Source organism: Lactococcus sp. S47, from assembly GCF_016517475.1.
GTDB lineage: Bacteria > Bacillota > Bacilli > Lactobacillales > Streptococcaceae > Lactococcus > Lactococcus lactis.
Window position 1 is genome coordinate 33,270 of record NZ_JACVUB010000001.1, and the last position, 23,046, is coordinate 56,315.

Sequence of the window (23,046 nt, forward strand, 5' to 3'; positions counted from 1 at the left end):
CTATAAAAAGTCATGTTTACACAACTTGTAAATTGAATTGACATCAAAGAAGCCAGTAATAGATGCAAATGCAGTTCATGTAAGCCTTTTTATTAAAAAAATCTTTACATAATCATGTAAACTACTACAAAAATAGAAAAAAAGTGATATAATAAACTGTAAGTATACAAGGAGGACGGCGCTCTTGCCAAAAACAATAGCATTTAAGCATGATACAGTCTTACTACATGAAACCGTAGATATGCTTGAAGTAAAGCCAAATGGAATTTATGTTGATGCGACACTAGGTGGCGCAGGACATAGTGAGTATCTTCTTAGTAAACTGACTAATGGTCATCTTTATTCATTTGACCAGGATGAAACTGCTCATGAAAACGCAAAAGTACGCTTAAGTGAGCAACTTGCAGAAGATAAAGTAACATTGATTAAAAGTAATTTTCGCTATCTTAAATCAGCTTTAGCTGAATTAGGAGTCACGAAAATTGATGGAATTCTTTATGATTTAGGAGTTTCCAGCCCACAATTCGATGATAGTCAACGAGGTTTCTCTTATAAAAAAGAGGCAAGATTAGACATGCGGATGGACCAAAATCAAACTCTTTCTGCTTATGAAGTTGTAAATGATTATCCTTACGAAGCATTAGTTCGCATTTTTTTCCGCTACGGCGAAGATAAATTCTCTAAACAAATTGCTCGTAAGATTGAACAAGCAAGAAAAATTAAACCTATTGAGACAACAATTGAGCTTGCAGATTTAATAAAATCTGCATTGCCTCAAAAAGAACTCAAGAAAAAAGGGCATCCAGCCAAACGCATTTTCCAAGCGATTCGTATTGAAGTAAATGATGAACTTGGAGCAGCGGAAGAATCAATCGAACAAGCCATTGATTTATTAAAAGTTGATGGTCGAATCTCGGTAATTACTTTCCATTCTTTAGAAGATCGTTTAACAAAAACAATTTTCAAAGAATATAGTACAGTTAATGTTCCCAAGGGATTACCGATGCTTCCTAAAGATATGGAAGCTAAACTAAAATTGATTAATCGCAAACCAGTTCTTGCAAGCGAAGAAGAACTCGAATTTAATAATCGAGCTCATAGTGCAAAATTAAGAGTAGCGCAAAAACAAAGAGATTAATCAAATAACAAGTTGGTCTAATAAAGAGGGTTTTCCCACTTGAGGATTGTTTTTGGATGTCTTATATAAATGAAATAACAATATTTAGCTTTTCTCTTTTTAACAGTGAAGAGAGTAAGTTGAATTTCTTTAGTAAGATAAACGAGTGGAGGCAAAGATGGCAGCACAGCCTAAAGAATACTTCGATATAGAAACTGCGGCGAAAAAAGATAGTTATCTCATTGATACGGAAACTTTAGCGCCAGAAGTTCTAGCAAGTAAGTTTAAAAAGTTTTCTGGTGTTGAAAAGGTATTCTATCTGACAATGGTAGTTGCTGCTTTAGTGTTGGCTGTTGGTCTACTTTATGTTAAGACTAAGACACTTGAAGTTCAAGGGAATACAATGGACTTACGTTCAAAAATTTCTCAAGAAACAACCCGAAAAACTGAGTATGATCAACAAATTTTAGATTTAACATCAGGTACTAAAGTGCTTGATACGGCGAATAAAGCTGATTTAAAACAAAATCCTTCTAATGTATTGAAAGCAACGAAATGATAAAATTTTTAAAAAAACTAATTTTCTTTCCTTTTAGAAAAGTATCACGAAATGCCCGAAAAACGAATTGGAGTACAGAAAGAAATCGTAAACGAGTAGGTAAGAGCCTGTTTTTCCTAGCTATTGCGCTGTTTACGGTTTTTATATTTCGTTTTGTCTGGCTAATTACCGTCAATCATGTCGGTGGAACCAATCTTACAACGATGGCCAAGAGCAACTATCAAAGCACAGTAACGGTTCAGGCGAAGCGTGGAACAATATATGACCGTACAGGTGCGGCCATTGCGGTAGACTCAAGTACCTATACAATTTATGCTGTAATTGATAAAACACAGGTTGATTCAAATGGAAATCCTCTTTATATTGATAAGAAAGATTTTACCAAAGTTGAAGATTTCTTAAATAGTAAACTTGGAATTGACCGCGATTTAATTAAAAAGCAGCTCAATTCTAAATTGAAACAAGTTCAATTTGGCCCTAAAGGTAGTGATATCTCTCTTGAAAAAATGAAAGAGATTCAAAAAGCGGCTGAGAATGAAAAAATTGTTGGACTTGGTTTCACGGCAAATATTTCTCGTTCTTATCCTTTTGGAAATTTTGCTTCTCAATTTATTGGTATTGCTCGTCCTAAAGATGAAAATGGTACTCAAGCTCTCAAGGGTGATATGGGCTTGGAAAAAGCCTTCAATAATGTTTTGAGTGGTGAAAATGGTAAAGAAACTTATCAAAAAGATATCTATGGTCGCCCAATTCCAGGAACAACTAAAGTCATTGAACCTGTTAAAAATGGTCAAGACGTTTATACTACACTTGATGCACAACTTCAAAGAAATCTTGAAGGATATATGGACAAGGCGGCTACGGATACTGGAGCACAACAACTTTCAGGAACTTTAGTTGATGCTCATACCGGTGAGATTTTAGCAACAAGTCAACGTCCAACCTATACGGCAACAACGATCAATGATGCTGAGAAACAAAAGTATTTCACTTGGAACAGTTTGCTCTCACAATCAGCCTTTGAACCGGGTTCAACATTTAAAACTTTCTTGATGGCTGGAGCGCTTGATAGTGGAAAAGTAAATCTTAATGAAACTTACCAACGGAAACTTCAAGTTTATGATACAACGATTAATGACTGGGATGTAACAGAAAATAAAAGCTATACTTTGCCAGAAACAGTAACCTATGCTCAAGGTTTTGCTTTATCTTCAAATATTGGGATGAGTAAAATTGAAATGAATATGGGAGATGCTTTATGGGGAAGTTATCTTAATAAATTTAAATTTGGTCTTAAAGTAAGAGCCGGTTTAGATGGTGAAAATCCGGGAGCTCTTCCTTCATCAAATGCCGTTTCGCAAATTCAATCTTCATTTGGTCAAGGGGTTGCGGTTACTCCACTTCAATTGATTAGAGGTTGGACGGCTATTGCTGGAAATGGAACAATGCTTGAGCCACATATTGTCAGCAAAGTAGTAGATCCGAATACAAAAACAAGTTTGACTTCTAAAGCAGAAGTTGTTGGACATCCGGTCTCTAATGATGCAGCAAGTGGTGTGCGTGATTTGATGTTAACAGTAAATACTGACCCTGTTTACGGAACATCTTATTCAACAAGTGGCGATTCTGAGCAAAATCTTGCTGCTGGTCCTTTATTTATGGTCAATGGTGAACCGGCAGCGGTTAAAACGGGGACGGCCCAAATTGCCTCAACAACGGGTGGTTATATGACAGGTTCTCAAGATTACCTTTACTCTGCTGTTGTGATGTATCCTGCTAAGAATCCTGATTTTATTTTCTATATGAATGTAAAAATTCCTACAGAAAGTTGGACACTTAAATATATTGCTCGAGTGGCAAATCCATTGTTAACAAGTGCTGAAGCAATGAAAAATGATTTATCAGTTAGTGCTGATACTGATACTAAAGCTGGCAAAGTGACCATTGAGAATTATAAAGGCAAAGATTCAGGAGATACTGCTGATAGCTTACGCCGTACTGTCCTTAGTCCGGTTATTATTGGGACAGGGGCAAAAGTAACTGCTCAATCGATTGCTGAAGGTGAAAAAGTTTCAGCAAATTCACGAATTTTACTTTTGACGAATGATAAAGATCAGGTGATGCCTGATATGTATGATTGGTCGAAAAAAGAAGTTGAGCAATTGGCTAATTGGTTTGGAATTAAAGTAACTTATGAAGGGTCAGGAAATAAAGTCTTGACTCAAAGTATCGAAACTTCTACCAATGTTAAAAAAGGTCAAACTCTAACTGTTAAAATGGGAAATTAAAAATTATTAATTGAGGCTCCACAGACACTAGTCCATGTGGAGCTTCAAAAATTAGGAGAAGAAAATGTTATTGAATGGGATAGTGGCGGCGGTAATTACAATGATTATAACAATCATTGGTATTCCTCGCTTCATTATGTTCTTCCACAAGAAAAAATTGGGTGGGCAACCAACCCTTGAAGATGTAAAACAGCATGCTAGTAAAGCTGGGACTCCTACAATGGGCGGTTTTGTCTTCGTTGTTGTGAGTTTAGTAGTTTCATTAATTGCCGCTTTGGTTTTTGGCAAATTTAGTCCAGCTTTCATTACTGCGTGGTGGGTCTTTGCCATGTATGCTGTCATTGGCTTCTTAGATGACTTTTTGAAAGTATTCAAACAAATTAATGAAGGTTTGACTGCCAAACAAAAAATGTTGGCTCAAATTTTAATTGGGATTGTTTCCTATTTCATTTACAGTCATGGCGAAAAATCACATATTATTCATCTTTTAAGTTGGGAATTTAATATTGGGATTTTCTTTTCAATTTTCATTATTATTTGGCTTGTGGGTTGGTCAAATGCGGTCAATCTTACTGACGGAATCGACGGTCTTGCTTCAATCACTGTTGCGATTTCACTGACAGCTTATGCAGTTATCGCAGTAGCACATCAACAGTACGATGTTTTGTTGATTATCTTGTCAGTCATTGGTGGTTTGCTTGGATTCTTTGTCTTCAATCACAAACCAGCAAAAATTTTCATGGGTGATGTTGGTTCCTTGGCTTTGGGTGGTTTTCTTGCAATTGTTTCAATCTTACTTCATGCCGAATGGACTTTGCTTTTAATTGGTGCGGTTTATGTCATTGAAACACTTTCAGTGATGCTACAAGTTGCTTATTTCAAGAAAACAGGTGGTAAACGTATTTTTAGAATGACTCCTATTCATCATCATTTTGAACTCGGTGGATTTTCTGGAAAAGCAGCTGGTTGGTCAGAATGGAAAATTGACATTGTCTTCTGGTTATTTACAGCAGTGCTGTCAGTAATTGCGCTTTGTATTTACTTTGCTTTTTAATTAATAAATTTACTGACAGAATGGTCAGTGAAAAGTCGCTCTTGTGAGCGACTTTTTTTATTTTTTAAAGTTAATATTTTACTGACAGAATACTCAAGAAAATATTATTTAACTTTTAGAAAAGCTTAAGTTTTACTTGGGTTGAAATTAAGTTTTAACAATTATAATCAATTTATCAAGAAAAGAAAGGATTCCAAAATGAAAAAAGTTCTTAAACTTTTAAAAGGGAAAGAAATTATTTTTGTTTCATTACTAACATTAATTGTTGGTGGAGTAGGTGGCTTTTTCATTGGTAAGGGCCAAAGTAATCAATCACAGCAAAATAATTTTCAAGAACAAATGCAAAATCGCTTTGGACAAAATGGACGTAGTCCAGACACTAATAGCGGTGCGACTACGGGTGGTTCTAACAGTCAGTCAGGTAATTCAGGAACGACACAAGAAAGTAGTGACGAAAGTGGAACTGCATCAGCATAAAGGACCAAGTGGTTTTTAAGGACGTTGAGCCAATCATTCTTTCCGTCTTTATTTTTAATAAATTGACTGACGTGCTTAAAATCGACTTACAAAAAAGAGTCTATCAGAAGAAGACTCAGAAATGAGGAAAATATGGATTTTATAAGACGTGCATGGCTTTTCACTAAAGCCAAAATTGGACGGACAATACTTTTAATTGTTGCCTTTTCAGCAATTTTAATTTTTGTACTTTCAGGATTAATTATTAATAGTGCAGCTAATGTTTCTATTGATAATGCTAAAAAATCAGCTGGAGCAACCGTGTCACTCTCTGTTAACATGCAAAATGTTATCAAAGAAGCACAAAATAGTGCAACATCAAGTTCAAGTAGTAGCAGTTCAAGTGATACTGCTGAAGCAGGTAAACGGTTTAATATTGATTTACCAACGATTTCAGAAACAACTGCTGAAAAAATTGCCAAACTTGATGGTGTAAAATCAGCAAGTTTCACTTATCAGGCTCAAGCATCAGCAAGTTCTGGTATTGAAAAAGTTTCAACAAGTAGTAGTTCTTCAAGTTCATCAACAGATACGCAAGCAGCTGGTGGATTTGGTGGACGTGAAGGAGGAATGGGCGGAGCTTCCCAAGAGGATTTCACAATCAGTGGGACAAATGATTTAGCAGCAAGTACAAGCTTCACAGATTCTTATAAGATTAGTTCTGGACGCGCAATTAAGGATTCAGATGAGGGGACGAACAATGTTGTCATTGAATCAACCCTTGCTAGCCAAAACTCATTAAAAGTGGGTTCAACTTTCACAATCAAAGATAGTAATGACAAAACATATAAAATGACTGTTGTTGGTATCTATACAACAACAAGTAGCTCGACAGAAAGCTCAATTCAATACATGAATACAATGTATACTGCACTTTCTGTAGCAAATTCTATCAAAGGTACGACTGGCAAAGTATCAAATGCAACTTACAGCATGGAAAATCCTGCACAAGCAGATACTTTTGTAAAAGCTGCTAATAAATTAGTTAATGACAGTAATTTCCAAGTTTCTAAAAATGACCAAGCTTATCAAAATGTAAAATCATCATTGAATAATGTTGCAAGTTTTGCTAGAAATATTGTACTCATTGTAGCAATTGCTGGAGCAATTATCTTGGCGCTTATCGTGATGCTCATGGTTCGCGAACGTCGTTTTGAAATTGGTGTTCTGATGAGTCTTGGAGAATCAAAACTCAAAATTATTGGTCAATTTTTCTTTGAACTCTTCATGGTTATGATTGTTTCGGTTGGTATTGCATCAGCTGCTGGAAATGTAGTAGGAAATGTCGTTGGACAACAACTTTTAAAACAAGAAACAACGCAGACAACGGCAAGCACAAGCACCATGCAAGGAGCTCCAGGAGCAAATGGAGGCAAAACCGAAGGTCAAAGACCATCAGGAAATGCTGGCGGATTTATGGGGCGTGCAGGTGGAGCAATTGGCTTTGGACAATCAGCTTCTGAAGCAAAAGCACTTGAAAAATTGAATATTAAAACTTCTGTCAGTGAAATTTTACTTCTTGTTGCTATTGCGATTTTGATTACACTAATCGCTGTCGGTCTAGCAAGTATTGGAATTCTCAGATTGAATCCTAAACAAGTTTTAACAAATTGATTTCTAAGAAGAACCAGTCTAATAATTTACTGACAGCCTTCAATTTTTATCAAAAATTAATCACCAGATTTTGTCAGTAAATTTTTAAAATGAGAGGAGCAAAGATGACTCTAAAAGTTGAAAATTTAACTTATTATTATAGCAACCCCGATGACTATCTATTTAAAGATGTCACAGAAAGTTTTGAAAAAGGCACGATGTATGCCATTCTAGGACAATCCGGCTCAGGAAAAACTACTTTTCTTTCCCTGCTTGCCGGACTTGATACACCAAAATCTGGAAGTATGTCTTTTGATGATAAAGCAATCAAATCAAGTAATTTAACAAATTATCGTAAAAAAACAGTAAGTACCGTTTTTCAAGCTTATAACTTACTGACCTACATGAGTGCTTATGACAACGTCAAAACAGCCGTAAAAATTTCGTCAGTAAAATTTGAAAATGAAAAAGCAGCAATAGAAGAAGCGTTGAATAAAGTAGGATTGAGCACAGACCTAATTTATAAACCTGTCAGTAAACTTTCAGGTGGTCAGCAACAAAGAGTGGCCATCGCTAGAGCATTAGTTTTAAATCATGAGATAATTATTGCTGACGAACCCACAGGGAATCTCGATGAAGAAACAACAGCCCAAATTGTTGAACTCTTTAAAGAAATTGCTCATAAAGATAATAAAATTGTGATTCTGGTTACTCACGAAAATGAAGTTGCCAAAGCATCAGATGTTGTATTTACCCTTAAACATCGTAAATTTGAAAAGACAGCATAGAATATAAAAACCATTACAATAATTGTAATGGTTTTTTATCCAGCCAAAACAGATAAACTCAAGGTTTATGGACAATTAAACTAGAGTTGCTCAATAATACTTATGGCACTAAGAATAATTACAAAATTATGTTAAAATAGCTCCTAGGAGTATAGCCATGAGTTTAAATTTAAGAGATCTTGAATATTTTTATCAATTGTCAAAATTGCGTTCGTTCACCAATGTTGCCAAACATTTCAGGGTTAGTCAACCCACTATTTCTTACGCAATCAAACGTTTAGAAACCTACTATGACTGTGATTTATTTTATAAAGATTCCTCGCATCAGGTAGTTGATTTAACTCCGGAGGGCGAACTTTTGGCAATGAGAACCAATGAAATTCTCTCTGAACTAAATCACACGAAAAAAGCTATTCATCGTTCGAGTATGAAAGATTTTAAAGTTGGTTTTCCGCCAATTATAAGTTCATATCTTCTATCAAAGCAAGATAATTTGAACTTTTTGAATGCCTTACATATGATTTATGGTGGTTCTAATGAACTCTTGAGCCTACTTTTAAATGAAGAAATAGATTCGAGCCTTTTAGGAAGTCTAGAAAAGATTAAGCATCCCCAATTAGAAATAGAAGAACTCTTTCAAAAAGAATTTTTTATCATTATGTCGGATAGTCATCCACTAGCCAATGAAAAAGAATTAGGATTTAAAGATTTACTTAATGAAGACTTTATCTTATTGGGAGAGCATAATATCCACTTTAATGCCTTTAATCGTTTAAATGAAAAATATAATCAATCAGCTAATGTAGTTTTGAAATTAGATGATGCTCATACCATAAAAGAACTTGTCAGGAAAAATTTAGGGATCAGTCTTATGGCAGATATCCGCTTATCAGAGGACTTTAAAAATCTAGTTAAAGTACCATTTATTGAAGAAGATAAACAATTCTTTCATATTAATTATGCCTATCAAAAAAATTCTATTCTCTCTGAAAGTGAAAAAAACTTTTTAGAAATATTGAAAACATTAAAATAAATATTGCATAAGAGCATCAATGATTTGGTGCTTTTTTGATAGTAATTATTTACAGTAGAAAGCGCACAAAAAACTTTCAGGAAATGTTATAATTAGAAGTATGATGTGAATCGTTTTTAGAGCAAATAGCATTATCCAGTCAAAGAAAAATATAAGGAAATTATATTATAATTTATTAATCACTAAATATTTGAGAAGAAATTAATAAGAAGATAAGACTAGATAGGAATTAAAGTAAAATGGAAAAAGATTATTTAAAAACAAGATTTGAACCAGAAGAATTTGAAAAATTAAAAAAGAAACTTGTCAGATATGAGTGTGCTTTAGATGTTGTCAGAACTCAACTTTCTAATCTAAATACCTATTATAATAATTTTGAGGCAATCAACCCAATTGAGCATATCAAACATCGTTTAAAATCACCGGAAAGTATTGCAGGAAAGCTGAAAAAGAAAGATTTGCCTGTGACCGCCGATGCTGCTGATGAACATTTATCAGATATTGCAGGAATTCGTATTATTTGTTCTTATGCTAAAAATATCTATGAGATTGTTGAAATTATCAAAAGCCAAGAAGCTTTTACAGTTGTTAGCGAAAAAGATTATTTAAGAAACGTTAAAAAAACAGGTTATCGTAGTTATCATATGATTGTCGAAGTTAATTTAGGACATCTATTTAGTGAACAAACCTGTCGAGTTGAAATTCAGTTACGAACTTCGGCAATGGATTTTTGGGCAACGTTGGAACATAAAGTTCGTTATAAATATGATGGACAAATTCCTGAGCAACTCAGTGGTGAACTACAAAATTGTGCAGAGCAAATTCATGCGCTTGATGAGAGAATGTATCTTATTCATAAAGTTGTGGATATGATTAATCAGTCCGAAGTTGATATTGAACAAATTGGTTACTAATAAAACAAAAATAAGAACTTGTCAAAGGATGGATAATCTGTTATACTTATTGAGTATGTTTTTGCATACTAATAAAACTGTTCATCCGCTGAGCTTAATTTGCTAGATGCTGCTTAATGATGGGCAAGAGGAGAAAAAAATGAACCTTATCGAATCTATCAACGCTGCGCAACTCCGCACTGATATTCCTGACTTCCGTCCTGGTGACACTGTACGTGTTCACGCAAAAGTTGTCGAAGGAACTCGCGAACGTATCCAAATGTTCGAAGGCGTTGTTATCGCTCGTAAAAACTCAGGAATTAACGAAACTTACACTGTTCGTAAAATCTCAAACGGTGTTGGTGTAGAACGTATCTTCCCAGTTCACACTCCACGTGTTGAACAAATCGAAGTTATCCGTCACGGTAAAGTACGTCGTGCGAAACTTTACTACCTCCGTGCACTCACAGGTAAAAAAGCTCGTATCGCTGAACGTCGTCGTTAAGATACACCAGTTTAACCGCTCTATTGAGCGGTTTTTTTATTTGGAAAGATTTATGGTTATGCTCAAAGATTTAAGGATATTGTTTTATTGAATCTACTGAGCTAGGTTAATGAAGTAGTTGATAATTTAAAATAGAAGAAGTTGAATAATAAGAGCCGTTTGGTAATTTATCAAGACGACTTTTTTTGTAGTTAAATAATGACATTGATGATGGATTTTAAGGAAAAAAAATGCGATAATTGTTTAAATGTAGTTTATAGACTACAACCCAATTAAAAAAGATCAGAAAGGACTGAAATGAAAAAAAATATCAGTCGAGAAGAAGCAAAGAAATCTTTAGTCTATGACCCTTATTTTGAAAAAGGCCATTATGGGAGTAAAATTTTTCAAACTATAATTGCTCTTTTAGGATGGTGTGGTGTTATCATTCCATTTTTATGGATTATCTTTCCTTTTGTTTTTCCAAATCGAGCACGTTTTGATCATATCATAATTTATAGAGAAGAAAAAACTACACTTTTATTTCTTTTCATTTTTCTTTCTATATCTTTTATTTTCCTATCTATCTTGTATATTATCCTAACTTTTTGGAATAATTATCGTTTTAAACATTTTCTACAAAAAGAAAAGCAGTACGATGCTGAACGTGTCGATGTAAGACGAAAGTTAATTAATCAAGCTTATGATGAACGATTTGGCACAAAAGATTTTCGCCATAATGTTTGTTTTTATTCGGTCAAAGAAGAGCAAAATTTGGAAACAGATTTTGTGAAAAAACTTTATCAGAAGGGAGAAAACAATGATTAGTTTTGTTCAAACGGGAAATGGCATTGTTGACTTTATTCTGACACTGATATTTCTGGTGTTAATTACTTACCCAATTTTAGGCGGATTCGCCTGGTTTATTGGAGTCTTATGTTATAGCTTTTTGTTCAAATATAAGCAAAAGGATTGGGATGATATTCCAGTAGAAGTTGAACCTTTTGTTACTATAATGGTTCCAGCTCATAATGAAGAAATAGTCATTGAAGATACACTTAATTATTTAATGACAAAAATTAATTATGAAAATTATGAGGTTCTAGTTACTGATGATGGTTCAACTGATAGAACTCCTGAAATTTTAAAAGAATTACAAGAAAAATATGATAAATTGCGCGTGATTAGAATTGAAAAAAATAAAGGAAAAGCGCATGCCTTTAATATTGGTTTAGGATTTGCAAAAGGAGAACTAGTTTTAAGCAACGATGCAGATACTGTTCCAGAACCTGACTCTTTAAATCGCTATATCAATTATTTTATTCGACAAGATTCTACTAACATCTCAGCAGTAACAGCTAATATGGATGTTCAGAATCGTGCAAAATTGATTGCGAAATCTCAAACAGTTGAATTTTCTAGTATTGTAGGAATTATTAAACGGACTCAACTTGGTGTGCTAGGGAGTATTTATGCCTATAGTGGTGCAAATACGATGTATCGAAAAGATGCCTTAATTGATGTCGGTTTGTTTCGACAAGATAGAGCCACAGAAGATATTAGTATTGCTTGGGACCATCAAATGGACGGTTGGTTATCATTGTTTGCGCCTCGTATTATGTTTTTTATGGAGGTTCCAGAATCTCTGAAAATGCTCTATCGTCAAAGGAAACGGTGGGCCAAAGGTGGTACAGAGGTTTGGCTGACTAATTTTAAAAAAGTATTTTTACACCCTTTTGACAACGTTGGCCGAACAATTATGTTTATTGACCAAAGTTTCAGCATTATCTGGTCATTCTTTTTCTGGATTTCGTCAGCAATTTTTATCTGGTCTTTATTTCAATTTGCCATTACCGGAAACTTAGAACGGATTTATCACATGTTAACGATGGCCTTTCTCTTTGTTTGCTTTGAAATGATTTCGGGAACTTTTCAATTAGTCGCTTCATTAATAGTTGATGACCGTGGAAGAAAAGTAAAATATCTATTATTTGCTCCACTTTATATGCTTTTTTACTGGGTAATGAATGCATTAACCATTGTAACGACTTTTATTCCAGCAGTAAAAACTATTCTAGGTTTAGGGTCTGGAACCTGGAAAAGTCCGGAGCGTAAAGGGATAAAAGTGACAAATAAAAAAGATAATTGAAATTACTAACGATAAAAGTTTGATTTTATATCTTATCATTTGAAAATTTTTGAGGAGTTAAAGTACTCCTTTTTTTGAATTAACTTTTTTTTAAGAAGACTAATAATAAAAATAATGACTTGTATAAAGACAACTAAGCGTAATTTTTAATCATCATAAATAAAATATTGTATTCATTATGTTATAATTAAATGAGAATTGAAGAATATTTTTTGGAGGTAAAGTTATGTTAACAGATTTTGAAAAACTTCGACGCGGAGTCGGATTTAGTGGGATAATTTCAATTATTATTGGTTTATTGATATTATTCTTACCTACAAAAACAGCAGCTATTGTCGCCGCTCTTGTAGGGGTAGCACTCGTAATTATGGGTGTCATTTATATTGGAGCAAATCTAGTCAAAAGAAGTGAAGAAAAAGGAAATTTCTGGAGAATTTCTCACCTCTTGTTGGGATTTATCTACCTATTTGCAGGAATTTTTGTTTTTTCAGATTTGAATGCAGCCGCAGAATCGCTTTTTGTCCTTATTGGTATTTTTGTAGGGATTAGTTGGATTGTAGATGGAATTGTAACTCTTACAGTTTTGACTAATTTCAATAGTAAATTTTGGGGGATTTTCTTAAGTGTAATTAGTATCATTGCTGGTTTTACTTTAGTATTTTCTCCGCTTTGGGGAGGGGTAACTTTGTGGTTACTTCTTGGAATCGAATTTTTAATTGTTGGGTTCATCAAAATGATTCACTATTACAGATGGGATAAATAGAAACGAAAAGGCCGATGAATATCGGCTTTTTTATTTATGCAACTTTATTAGAGATAAATAAAATTTTTATGGAACAAAATTGATAATGATTGGTCTCAAAAAAATCTAAAGAATATATTTGGAAGCGTCTGACAATTTTTTATTCGTGATATAATTTTTAGTGGACGTTTTTGACGTTCTTAGATTGGGGATGAGAATGAAAAATTATCTCAAATGGCTCAAAGATGAGCTAAAATCAATTAATACAGCCGGAAGCATCATGCTTTCGTTTATCATAGGAGTACAGTTGGCTTTCTTTTTAACGTCAACAATTACGGTCTTATCAATTATCACTTTGATTGCTACCTTAATGGGGTCGGCATGTACAGTTTACATGATGATTGGAAAACCAATTAATGGTCTTTTGGGGCTGATTAGTGCTTTGGGTTATATCTATATTAACTGGACTGCTGGTCACTATGCCTCTGTTTTAGATCAAATTGTTTTTGTTTTGCTGATTGACTTGCCATTGATTTTCACTTGGAAAACTTGGGGACATCGAATTGAAAATGGGGTCAAATTCATGAAGACAAAAGGATGGATTTTGACAATCATCAGTATGTTGGTTCTTTGGTGGCCAATTACAGTCATTTATACAAAACTTGGAGACACCAATCCTTTATGGGATGCTATTACTTTAATTATTGGAGCTGCGGCTTCAATCTTGGTTGTTAGAGGTTATGGGGATAGTTACTCACTTTGGCTCTTATCTGATGTGGTCATGATTATTTTATGGGCAACAGCACTTATGGATGGCTATTCTGCAAGTTCTTTAGCAATGCTTCTAACTATTACTTTCTATTTGGTTACTTCTTTATATGGAAAATTCTTTTCTATTTGGAAGAATGACAAGAAGGCAAGTGGAGAAGTAGTAACTGAGAGAAACTAAAAAGGGAGTTGCTCATTGAGCAACTTTTTTTATTTAAAGTATAACAAAAGCACCTACTCTCAAAATTAAAGTAGATGCCTTTATCGATTGGGATACTCGCCCATTTTTTTCTCCTTAAACTAATTGTTCTAAGTTTTGTACAGCTTCTTCAATAGTATTTCCAGCACCATAAATATTTGAATCATTTACAAGTGATGCTCTGAAGATATTATGAGAAGTATCTAGAGTTACTGTATATTGGAAAAATTTATTTTTGTTAGTGAATGTCATAGTACATTCTCCTTTCTTTATTTATTATACGAAAGGGAACCAAATTGGTTCATAACGAAATTCCAACTAAATTGTAGCATAAAGAAATCAGAATATCAAAAAAAGTGATTTAATATTTTCATAAAATTATATTTTTACTCCTAAGTAAAATTGGAAAAAAAGTCTTAAAAATAAAAGTTTCTTCTAAAAATATAGTGAGTGTTTAGTTGGACTTCTTAAATATTTTATCATAGAATATAGTAAAGGAGGCGTTTACAATGAGAGATGAATACAAGAAAATTTTAGTTGCAGTTGATGGCTCTGACCAATCGAAAGAAGCAATTCACGAAGCAGTCGCCATTGCCAAAAGAAATAAAACTTCATTATTTGTTTTACATGTTAAAGACGAAACAAGACTTCGGGGAACTCCGTATGCCTTGGCAATTAATTTGGATGATTTAGAAACAGAATCTAAAGAAATTATTGCTGAAGTTGAGGTTCTGATTAATGATGAAGTTGAGTTTGAAGTCCATGCCTTTACAGGAAATCCAAAGAAAGAAATCATTAATTTTGCAAAGCAATTTGAATTGGATTTGATTGTAGTCGGTTCAAATGGTAAGGGATTATTAGACAGGATGCTAGTAGGTTCGACGACAAGTTATGTTGTTAATCATGCGCCTTGCAATGTTATGGTTGTAAAATAACCAAAAAATCTTGGCGTAAGCTAGGATTTTTTATGAAGATTTATATGATGACAAAAGAATTCACTAGAGTTAGTGAAGAAAAGGATGATAGGGAAATGTAGAAAATAGGAGGAATGAGTTAATGGCGTCGAAACAGGAGTTAATTGATTATGTAGCAGACCGTACAGAACTTTCAAAAGTAAATGTAGCAAAGGCAATCAATGCCTTTGTCGAGGCAATCACTTACTATATTTCTGAAGGGACTCCCGTACATATTTCAAATTTTGGGACTTTTGAGGTTCGTAAACGTGCAGCCAGAGTCAGTCATGATGTTCATTCAAGAGAAAAAATTTTAGTAGGCGAACAAAATATTCCGGTATTTAGAGCTGGAAAAGCTTTAAAATTGGCTACGAAACAAGAACTATCTGATGAAGATATGGTGATTGAAACATTGAGCAATATGATTTTGGAAGTTCAGCATCATGATTAACACCTGTTAATGGCTATTATTTTCCAAATAGAATGATAAAAAACGATTCTTCTAAAAGAACCGTTTTTTTTAATTTATGAGCTCAACTAATAGATTAGCAATTTGAGTAGGTGTTTCCTTTTGTTTTCGACGAATCCATGATTGAGTAGTTCCAAAAATAGCATTAGCATAGTAGGTTGTCGCATAAATTTCCCCTAATTTTCCTAATTTAAGATGTTTAGATTGAGGGAAAAAGGAACTTTGAATAAGTTCTTTGAGTTTTTGCAACATAAACTGGTGGATTTCTTTGCTACCATTTTCCGAAAGAAGAGCGGCATATATTTGATTTCCTTTTAGAAATTCAAAAGTTTCAAGCATTGTTGCATGAATATTTCCGTTATTTTTTTCAAAGACATATTGAATAGTCTCAAAAAGTCGACGCTGATAGGCTTCAATCATGTCATATTTATCTTGATAATGAGTATAAAAACTACTACGACTAACTTTAGCTAATTTCACAAGTTCAGTCGTTGAAATTTGGTCAAAAGATTTCTCGCCTAAAAGTTGAATCATGGCATCTCGTAGTTGAAGTTTTGTACGATCTTTTCTGCTGTCATTAGACATTTAAAAGGGGACCTCCGTCCTTTTTAGAATGTAAGTGCTTTATTTAGACAGATTTAAAAATCTGTCCAAAACCGAATGGATAATAATTGTCAAATTTTCTAAAAAGTTTATAATACGTATTGTAACAGTTTTTGGACGTGTTGTCCATAAAGAAAGGGGAAAAGATGTTAAAAAAAGAATGGCAAGCCATTTTAAAGCACAAATTTTTTATTATTGTTATTATCGCTTTGGCACTTGTACCAGCAATTTATAACTATATTTTCTTAGGTTCTATGTGGGATCCTTACGGTAAATTGAATGACTTACCAGTAGCGGTTGTAAATTTGGACAAGACGTCTGAATTGAACGGAAAAAAATTCAAACTTGGTGATGATGTCATTGCTGAAATGAAAAAATCAAAGGATTTAGATTATCATTTTGTTTCGGAGGATAAAGCTTCTAAAGGGATAAAAAAAGGTGATTATTACATGGTTATCACTTTTCCAGAAAACTTTTCAGAAAATGCAACAACCTTAATGAATAAGAAACCAAAAACGGTTCAGTTAGATTATCAAACGACACGTGGTCATAACTATATTTCATCAAAAATGAGCGAAAGTGCGATGAATCAGCTGAAATCAGAGGTTTCTAAAAATATCACAGAAACTTACACCAAAGAAATTTTCGCTAAACTTGGTGATATGAAGTCAGGAATGAAAGAAGCTTCTGACGGTTCAAATAAATTGGCTGATGGAACTTCGTCAGCATTGAATGGTTCAAAAGAATTAAGTAGTAATTTGAATACTTTATCTTCATCAAGTTTAACTTTTACTGACGGCGCAAATAATTTGAATTCAGGCTTAAATAAATATGTATCAGGAGTGAATCAAGCTGCCAATGGTGGGCAACAACTTTCTTCTGGTGCTGACCAATTTGTCAGTGGAACGCAACAATTAGCAGCAGGTACACAAACACTGGCTGATAAATCAAAAGAGCTGTCAGCAGGAATTTCACAAATTTCTCAAGGGTCAGAAGCGGTGAGTCAATTACAATCGGGTGTGCAACAACTATCCGAAGGCTTAAGTCAAATGGCTCAAAAAACAACTTTATCCGAAACTCAACAGCAAAAAATTAGTGCTGTACAAAATGGTCTTACTGAATTAAATCAGGAGTTACAAAAAAATACGATTGACCCAAATTTGGCTGCCAATATCCAAAATAACTTGGAAGGTCTTGGAGCTACGGTCACAAATCTAGCTAATGATCAAGTGGTAGCCTCTAAGGCAGCAGTTGAAAGTACTGAGACTTTTAAAACTTTAAGCGAAAGTCAGAAAACAGATATAAGAAATGCACTAGATAATTCTGTTGGTGCTGGAGCAGTTCAAACCGATTTACTATCTTTAAATAAGAATATTAAAGGAGTCCAAGACAGTCTTACAAGTCTACTACCAATGTTTGGAAAAATTGCTGATCTTAAAACATTAGTTCCAGGCGCAAGTCAAATAATTGCTGACCTTTCAGGTGGTCTGAACGAAGTAAACACTAATGTAAACACAAAATTTATTCCTGGTATCAATCAGTTAAATGCTGGTTTGACGAATTTTAATGACCAGTTAACTTCTGGAAGTCGAAAATTAACTTCTGGTTTTGCCCAATATGCTGACGGAGTTAATCAAGCAAACGCTGGCGCTCAACAATTAGCAAGTAAATCAAAAGATTTACAAAGCGGGACAATGCAATTAGTTTCTGGATTGTCACAATTACAAGCGAATGGTTCAACTTTAACTTCAGGTTCAAATCAATTGGCAGGGGGTGCTCAACAAATTTCCTCTGGTTCACAACAATTGGCAAATGGAGGTTCAAGTTTAACAAGTGGTTTGGGAACGCTAAATACAGGGGCTAATAACTTGTCAACAGCGTTAACCAAAGCAGATGATACTCTCTCAGCAACTAATAATTCTAATGAAAATGCTAAAAAAGTAGCTGCACCGTTGAAACTTAAACATACTGACCATGACAATGTACCAGAAAATGGTGCAGGAATGACACCATACATGATTAATGTTGCTCTCTTTATTGGTGCCCTTGCGACAAATGTTGTGATTGGAATTGGTTTCTCAGGTGAAAAATGGAAATCTGGTCGCGAATTTATGTTGGCGAAAATTGGTACAAATGGTTTGGTAGCACTTTTACAAGGAATCATCGTCTGGGGAGCAGTTGCTCTTCTTGGATTGAGACCAAATCATTTGTGGGAAATGTTGTTGTCAGTACTTTTAATCAGCTTCGCTTACATGGCAATCAATACTTTCTTCTTAACGGCTCTAGGTAAGATTGGTGAATTCCTTATGATTGTAGTCTTAGTTCTACAACTGGCGACGAGTGCAGGAACTTACCCCTTACAACTTGCGCCTAAAATATATCAAGTCATCAGTCCTTGGTTACCAATGACTTATGGTTTAAAAATGTTACGCGAAACCATTGGTTTGAATGGAGCAATTTTACCAGAAGCAATTCTATTTGTGGTTATTATCGCTCTCTTTACTTTCATGTTGAGTTTCTTCAAGAAATTCTCACGTTTTGCATAAAATAAATTACTGACAGAAAATTTTATGAATAAATTTTTTCTGTCAGTAATTTTTTATCTAGAAATTTTAAAATAAATTTGGTAAAATAAAGCTGTAAAAAGAATTTGACAATTTGGATTTGTCCTAGAAAGCACATTCGTTCAACTTTTAAAGTTTTGCTTTTTATGACAGCCTAAGGAGATAAAATGGCAGATAAATACACAGAAGAGCAAGTGAATGAAATCAAGGACAAAATTCTCTCTGCCCTTGAAAACGTCATTGACCCAGAGCTTGGGATTGATATTATCAACCTCGGATTAGTTTATGAAATTAGCTTTGAAGATAACGGATTTACAGAAATTAAAATGACATTGACAACAATGGGTTGCCCTTTGGCGGACCTTTTGACTGAACAAATTCATGATGCTTTGAAAGAAGTGCCAGAAGTTGGTGAAATCAAGGTGAACTTGGTTTGGTATCCAGCATGGACAGTTGATAAAATGAGTCGTTATGCCCGTATTGCTTTAGGAATTCGATAAATATAATAAAAAACTCCTTAGTCAGCATTGACTAGGGAGTTTTTTTATTTATTAACGAAATTCATTATTCAATTATAAGCTTTTTGTCTGTATATTTTAATCTTTGGTATTTTATTTTAAAAAATAATATTTTTTTCTTAGTTCTAATTTCTAAAAACTTAGTCATAACAAGAGGTTTAAACCAATAAAAAAACATTTAATTTAGGTAATGCATTTGTTATTTGACTAAAAGTATAGGTCGTGTTATAATTTTTTTGCTTAGGAAATATTTTGAAAATTTAATTTAAGCAATTTTGGTTAGAGATTTTCTAACCATCGGTAGGTGAGGCTACCACAGGGATACGGGTTGCTGCCGCAGAGTCGTGGAGACACGATGAGAGGGCCAACAGTTCACGTCGAAAAAAGAAGGCGTGAAATAGTGCAACAACATCGCCCTGCGGAGCTAAAGCTTGAACGATACTGGGTACTTTAGTTCACTTGATAGTGTATCTTTTTGAAATCATACCTTGTCTACGTTCAACCGGCGTAGGCAATTTTTTTATAAAAAAGGAGGTGGTGAAAATGGAAGCACAGAATAACAGTGGCTCAGACCCTGGGAGCTATAGGAAGAAAGATAGCATAAAAGTGGACAAGCATTTTTATCACTTCAATCTAATCTAGTTCTCTGAGTTGGAGCTGTACAATCAAAATCTACTATAAATCAGAAATTGAGGTACAAGCCGATGACAAAAATATTAATTCATACAACAATAAAAAATAAGAAAATAAGAAAGAAAAAGTTATTCATTGATTTGCAACTAGAAATACTCTTGTCGTTCATTTGGAAAATTAACGAAGGGGGATTCATTTATGGATAAAAAAATTACAAAAAATAGTTTTTTAGATTTATCTATTTTGATTCCTTATTTGATTCTTTCAGCTGTTGGCTTACTCATGGTGTTTTCAGCAACTGTCCCCTATCAAATTAACCGAGGACTATCTCCTTATCGATTGGCAATTTCTCAAGGAGTCTTTATAATTATAAGTTTTGTGGCTTTAATTATTATTTATCGAGTAAAATTAAGAATTATAAAAAATGAAAAGATTTTAAAAATAATTTTTCTAATTATTATCTTGCTGATGATTTATTCAAGGGTGGGTCCTAATACATCAGCGAATGGAGCGCATGGATGGATTCCCTTACCAGGGATTGGAACTATTCAGCCGGTTGAATTTGCAAAACTTTTTACAGTTTGGTTTCTTGCTTCTATCTTTTCTAACAGACAAGAAGAGATTGAGAAAAATGATATTCAAGCAATTTTTAAGGGTAACAATCTCATAAAAAAAGTTGTAGGGGGATGGCGATTTCCGATTATCTTACTAATGATAGTGGAACTCAGTATGCCTAATTTAGGAAATACAGCAATTATTGGGCTCTTAGCCTTGATAATGATTGGTGCAAGTGGAATTTCTTGGCGATGGTTTTCAGGTTATGGGAAGATGTTGCTTACGATTAGTCTTAGTTTTTTGCTCTTTCTTTTTATCAGTGGAGGCGATTTGATTCCAGGATCTTATATTAATGCTCGATTTAAAGCATTCGTTAATCCTTTTACTGACTTGGCTTCTTCGGGTCATCAACTTGCTAATTCATATTATGCGATTGTAGATGGTGGCTGGTTTGGAAGAGGACTGGGGAATTCGATTGAAAAACAAGGATTTTTGCCTGAAGCTCATACAGATTTTATATTTTCAGTAATAGTAGAAGAATTGGGAATCATTGGTGGAATTATAATCCTAGCTGTCATTTTTTTCATGATTACCCGAATGCTTTTGGTGGGGATGCGGGCAAAAGATCCATTTAATTCAATGATTTCAATTGGTTGTTCATCTTTTTTGTTGATACAAGTTTTTGTCAATTTAGGTGGAGCAATTGGTTTGGTTCCAGAAACAGGTGTCACCTTTCCCTTTTTATCACAAGGTGGATCATCATTTTTAATTTCAACTTTGGCAGTAGGACTGGTTTTGAATAGCTCGGCTGACGAAAAATTAAAGAGTTTAAGTAAGTTATAATTTTTAATAAAAGAAAGAAGTATTCTTGATATGAAAAGAAAAGAAATTAGACAAAAGAAAAAAATAAAAAGGTCTAAAAAAGTATATTTTGTTCGTTTTATGTCCCTTTTTGTTATTTTAGTCGTGGCAGTTAGTGCGGTTATCTATGTTCAAGCAGAGAAAACATTAACGAAAACTCATGTAAATACAAAAATAAAAAGTTCTAGTATATCTGCAAAAAAACCACTAACTATCTTGCTCATGGGAGTGGATACTGGTGATAATAGTCGGGGGGGTGCAGATTCATGGAATGGAAATTCAGATTCTCAAATTATTTTAACATTGAATCCTCGGACAAAAACAACCACTATTATTTCAGTGGAACGAGATACGATGACGAATATTGAAGATGCATCTGGAAAAATTCAATCTACTCAAAAAATGAATGCTGCTTATCCTTTAGGATTTAATAATGGTGGGTTATCATCTGCTGTCACTTATGCCATGAAAACCATTGGTAATCAAGTAGGGCTTAATCTTAATAATTTTATGATTGTTAATATGGACGGTTTAGTAAATCTTGTGAATGATGTTGGGGGAGTAGAAGTTGTCAATGATACTAATGGCTCAGATGTCTATCAAGGGACTGATTCAGGTAAAATAACTTTGCCTGGTTCAGATAAAATTGTAGATAGTGGAGCGATTTATATCTCAAATACAGAACCTGAATATAAAGCTTATGTTCCTTATCTTTCAGGAAATCCTAAGCAGCTCATCAACGGAGAACAAGCTTTAGTTTTTGCTCGAGATAGAGATACGTTAGCCAATGGGAATTATGGACGCGCCGCTCATCAACGAGAAGTTATGACTGAATTAATGAACAAGATGCTTAGTCTTAATAGTGTTTTTAAATATCAATCATTTTTAAATGATATTTCATCAGATTTTAAAACTAACATTTCTATAAATCTTGCTAATTTGACCGCACTTATGGCTTATAAAGATTGTCTTAATAAGGTAGTTTCTGTTCAATATCAAGGGGTAAGTCAAATGGTGGATGGTGGAAGTTATGAATTCATACCAGAAAATGTGGATTTGGCTATTCAAAATATAATGAGACAAGCAAATGATGAGTCTGTCACTGATAAGCTTGATCAAAGTGTCATTACTTATGAAAACTATTTTGGAAGTCAAATTGACCAATATTATATGCCTTCTGCGACGGTAACTATCAAAGGTGAAAAAAGTGAGACTTATGGAGTGGATACTAAAGGGAGTCTAGTAAAAATAAATAAGGAGAATGCCCAAGATTATGTTTCAAGTCAAGGAGGAGCTTTAGCCGCTAATTAAAATAGAGATAATAAAATAATGTTAACCAGTTGACATTGTTTTATTTATAGGATATACTTAACTGGTTAACTAAATTAATAAATGAAAGGATAATATTTTGGCGAAGAAATCAAAAATTGCTAAATTTAAAAAGCAACAAAAATTAGTTGCTCAATATCAAGAGCTTAGACAGGAACTTAAGAAAGCAAAAAATTATGAAGCTCTCCGAAAACTTCCTAAAGATTCTCATCCCAATCGAATGAAAATGCGAGATCGAATTGACGGAAGACCCAGAGCCTACATGCGAAAATTTGGTATGTCACGAGTTAATTTTAGAAAATTGGCGCATGAAGGTAAGATTCCAGGGGTTAAGAAGTCAAGCTGGTAGAAACCTTTTTGAACAATCTTATGGGATAT

The 23,046-nt window shown here is 33.9% G+C and carries 23 protein-coding genes and 1 riboswitch; of the genes, 21 read left to right on the forward strand and 2 right to left on the reverse strand.

Translation table 11 applies throughout. The features are described 5' to 3' along the window. The first annotated feature begins 184 nt into the window (after positions 1-184). From rsmH to pnuC, 14 genes are all read left to right on the forward strand, one after another. Positions 185-1,138 (forward strand): 16S rRNA (cytosine(1402)-N(4))-methyltransferase RsmH, encoded by a 954-nt coding sequence (gene rsmH, locus IAE52_RS00150; RefSeq protein WP_010905597.1) that lies wholly within the window; start codon positions 185-187, stop codon positions 1,136-1,138. Positions 1,139-1,295: 157 nt separating this feature from the next. Continuing rightward, on the forward strand, positions 1,296-1,676 hold the full coding sequence (locus tag IAE52_RS00155; protein ID WP_003131357.1) for a cell division protein FtsL: 381 nt from the start codon (positions 1,296-1,298) through the stop codon (positions 1,674-1,676). Further along, the gene (locus IAE52_RS00160; protein WP_058203632.1) at positions 1,673-3,964 is read left to right on the forward strand and encodes a penicillin-binding protein; all 2,292 of its coding nucleotides are present in this window, start codon (positions 1,673-1,675) and stop codon (positions 3,962-3,964) included. The genes IAE52_RS00155 and IAE52_RS00160 overlap by 4 nt, the downstream gene beginning before the upstream one ends. A 64-nt stretch (positions 3,965-4,028) precedes the next feature. Then, positions 4,029-5,018 (forward strand): phospho-N-acetylmuramoyl-pentapeptide-transferase, encoded by a 990-nt coding sequence (mraY, locus tag IAE52_RS00165; protein ID WP_010905599.1) that lies wholly within the window; start codon positions 4,029-4,031, stop codon positions 5,016-5,018. A 198-nt stretch (positions 5,019-5,216) separates the two neighbouring features. Then, a complete protein-coding gene (locus tag IAE52_RS00170) occupies positions 5,217-5,495 on the forward strand; it encodes a hypothetical protein (RefSeq protein WP_003131365.1) in 279 nt (92 codons plus the stop codon). A gap of 132 nt (positions 5,496-5,627) precedes the next feature. Beyond that, complete coding sequence (locus IAE52_RS00175; protein ID WP_109990766.1) at positions 5,628-7,148, forward strand: ABC transporter permease; 1,521 nt, start codon at positions 5,628-5,630, stop codon at positions 7,146-7,148. Positions 7,149-7,252: 104 nt separating this feature from the next. Then, positions 7,253-7,915 (forward strand): ABC transporter ATP-binding protein, encoded by a 663-nt coding sequence (locus tag IAE52_RS00180; protein ID WP_012897517.1) that lies wholly within the window; start codon positions 7,253-7,255, stop codon positions 7,913-7,915. A gap of 157 nt (positions 7,916-8,072) precedes the next feature. Then, the gene (locus IAE52_RS00185) at positions 8,073-8,948 is read left to right on the forward strand and encodes a LysR family transcriptional regulator (RefSeq protein ID WP_012897518.1); all 876 of its coding nucleotides are present in this window, start codon (positions 8,073-8,075) and stop codon (positions 8,946-8,948) included. A 239-nt stretch (positions 8,949-9,187) separates the two neighbouring features. Next, a complete protein-coding gene (locus tag IAE52_RS00190; RefSeq protein WP_003131377.1) occupies positions 9,188-9,862 on the forward strand; it encodes a GTP pyrophosphokinase family protein in 675 nt (224 codons plus the stop codon). 139 nt (positions 9,863-10,001) lie between these two features. Further along, complete coding sequence (rplS, locus tag IAE52_RS00195; protein ID WP_012897519.1) at positions 10,002-10,346, forward strand: 50S ribosomal protein L19; 345 nt, start codon at positions 10,002-10,004, stop codon at positions 10,344-10,346. 297 nt (positions 10,347-10,643) lie between these two features. Further along, positions 10,644-11,153 (forward strand): hypothetical protein, encoded by a 510-nt coding sequence (locus tag IAE52_RS00200; protein WP_033900119.1) that lies wholly within the window; start codon positions 10,644-10,646, stop codon positions 11,151-11,153. After that, positions 11,146-12,474, forward strand: coding sequence for a glycosyltransferase (locus tag IAE52_RS00205; protein ID WP_029343694.1), 1,329 nt, complete (start codon positions 11,146-11,148; stop codon positions 12,472-12,474). Before IAE52_RS00200 ends, IAE52_RS00205 begins: the two co-directional genes overlap by 8 nt. 226 nt (positions 12,475-12,700) lie before the next feature. Next, complete coding sequence (locus tag IAE52_RS00210) at positions 12,701-13,237, forward strand: HdeD family acid-resistance protein (RefSeq protein WP_010905603.1); 537 nt, start codon at positions 12,701-12,703, stop codon at positions 13,235-13,237. 196 nt (positions 13,238-13,433) lie between these two features. After that, entirely contained in the window at positions 13,434-14,165 is a 732-nt protein-coding gene (gene pnuC / locus IAE52_RS00215; RefSeq protein ID WP_109990767.1) for a nicotinamide riboside transporter PnuC, read from the forward strand. Positions 14,166-14,279: 114 nt separating this feature from the next. Here pnuC and IAE52_RS00220 read toward each other — a convergent pair whose 3' ends face one another. Next, complete coding sequence (locus tag IAE52_RS00220; protein ID WP_185961032.1) at positions 14,280-14,435, reverse strand: hypothetical protein; 156 nt, start codon at positions 14,433-14,435, stop codon at positions 14,280-14,282. A gap of 257 nt (positions 14,436-14,692) precedes the next feature. Between IAE52_RS00220 and IAE52_RS00225 the strand changes: the two genes are divergently transcribed. Then, complete coding sequence (locus IAE52_RS00225; RefSeq protein ID WP_003131384.1) at positions 14,693-15,118, forward strand: universal stress protein; 426 nt, start codon at positions 14,693-14,695, stop codon at positions 15,116-15,118. Positions 15,119-15,239: 121 nt separating this feature from the next. After that, entirely contained in the window at positions 15,240-15,587 is a 348-nt protein-coding gene (locus IAE52_RS00230; RefSeq protein ID WP_033900114.1) for an HU family DNA-binding protein, read from the forward strand. 69 nt (positions 15,588-15,656) lie between these two features. On the opposite strand, the gene IAE52_RS00235 is transcribed toward IAE52_RS00230, so the two are convergent. Beyond that, a complete protein-coding gene (locus IAE52_RS00235; protein WP_003131387.1) occupies positions 15,657-16,190 on the reverse strand; it encodes a TetR/AcrR family transcriptional regulator in 534 nt (177 codons plus the stop codon). A 164-nt stretch (positions 16,191-16,354) separates the two neighbouring features. On the opposite strand from IAE52_RS00235, the gene IAE52_RS00240 reads away from it, so the two are divergent. The 5 genes from IAE52_RS00240 (at position 16,355) to rpsN (ending at position 23,017) form a co-directional block, all read left to right on the forward strand. After that, the gene (locus IAE52_RS00240; RefSeq protein ID WP_109990768.1) at positions 16,355-18,754 is read left to right on the forward strand and encodes a YhgE/Pip domain-containing protein; all 2,400 of its coding nucleotides are present in this window, start codon (positions 16,355-16,357) and stop codon (positions 18,752-18,754) included. A gap of 185 nt (positions 18,755-18,939) precedes the next feature. Continuing rightward, the gene (locus IAE52_RS00245; protein ID WP_003131392.1) at positions 18,940-19,272 is read left to right on the forward strand and encodes a metal-sulfur cluster assembly factor; all 333 of its coding nucleotides are present in this window, start codon (positions 18,940-18,942) and stop codon (positions 19,270-19,272) included. Positions 19,273-19,579: 307 nt separating this feature from the next. Beyond that, positions 19,580-19,741, forward strand: a riboswitch (M-box (ykoK) riboswitch). A gap of 380 nt (positions 19,742-20,121) precedes the next feature. Then, complete coding sequence (locus tag IAE52_RS00250; RefSeq protein WP_012897536.1) at positions 20,122-21,321, forward strand: FtsW/RodA/SpoVE family cell cycle protein; 1,200 nt, start codon at positions 20,122-20,124, stop codon at positions 21,319-21,321. A 30-nt stretch (positions 21,322-21,351) separates the two neighbouring features. Beyond that, a complete protein-coding gene (locus IAE52_RS00255) occupies positions 21,352-22,650 on the forward strand; it encodes an LCP family protein (RefSeq protein WP_052062143.1) in 1,299 nt (432 codons plus the stop codon). A gap of 97 nt (positions 22,651-22,747) precedes the next feature. Then, entirely contained in the window at positions 22,748-23,017 is a 270-nt protein-coding gene (rpsN, locus tag IAE52_RS00260; protein ID WP_033900110.1) for a 30S ribosomal protein S14, read from the forward strand. Positions 23,018-23,046 lie beyond the last annotated feature (29 nt).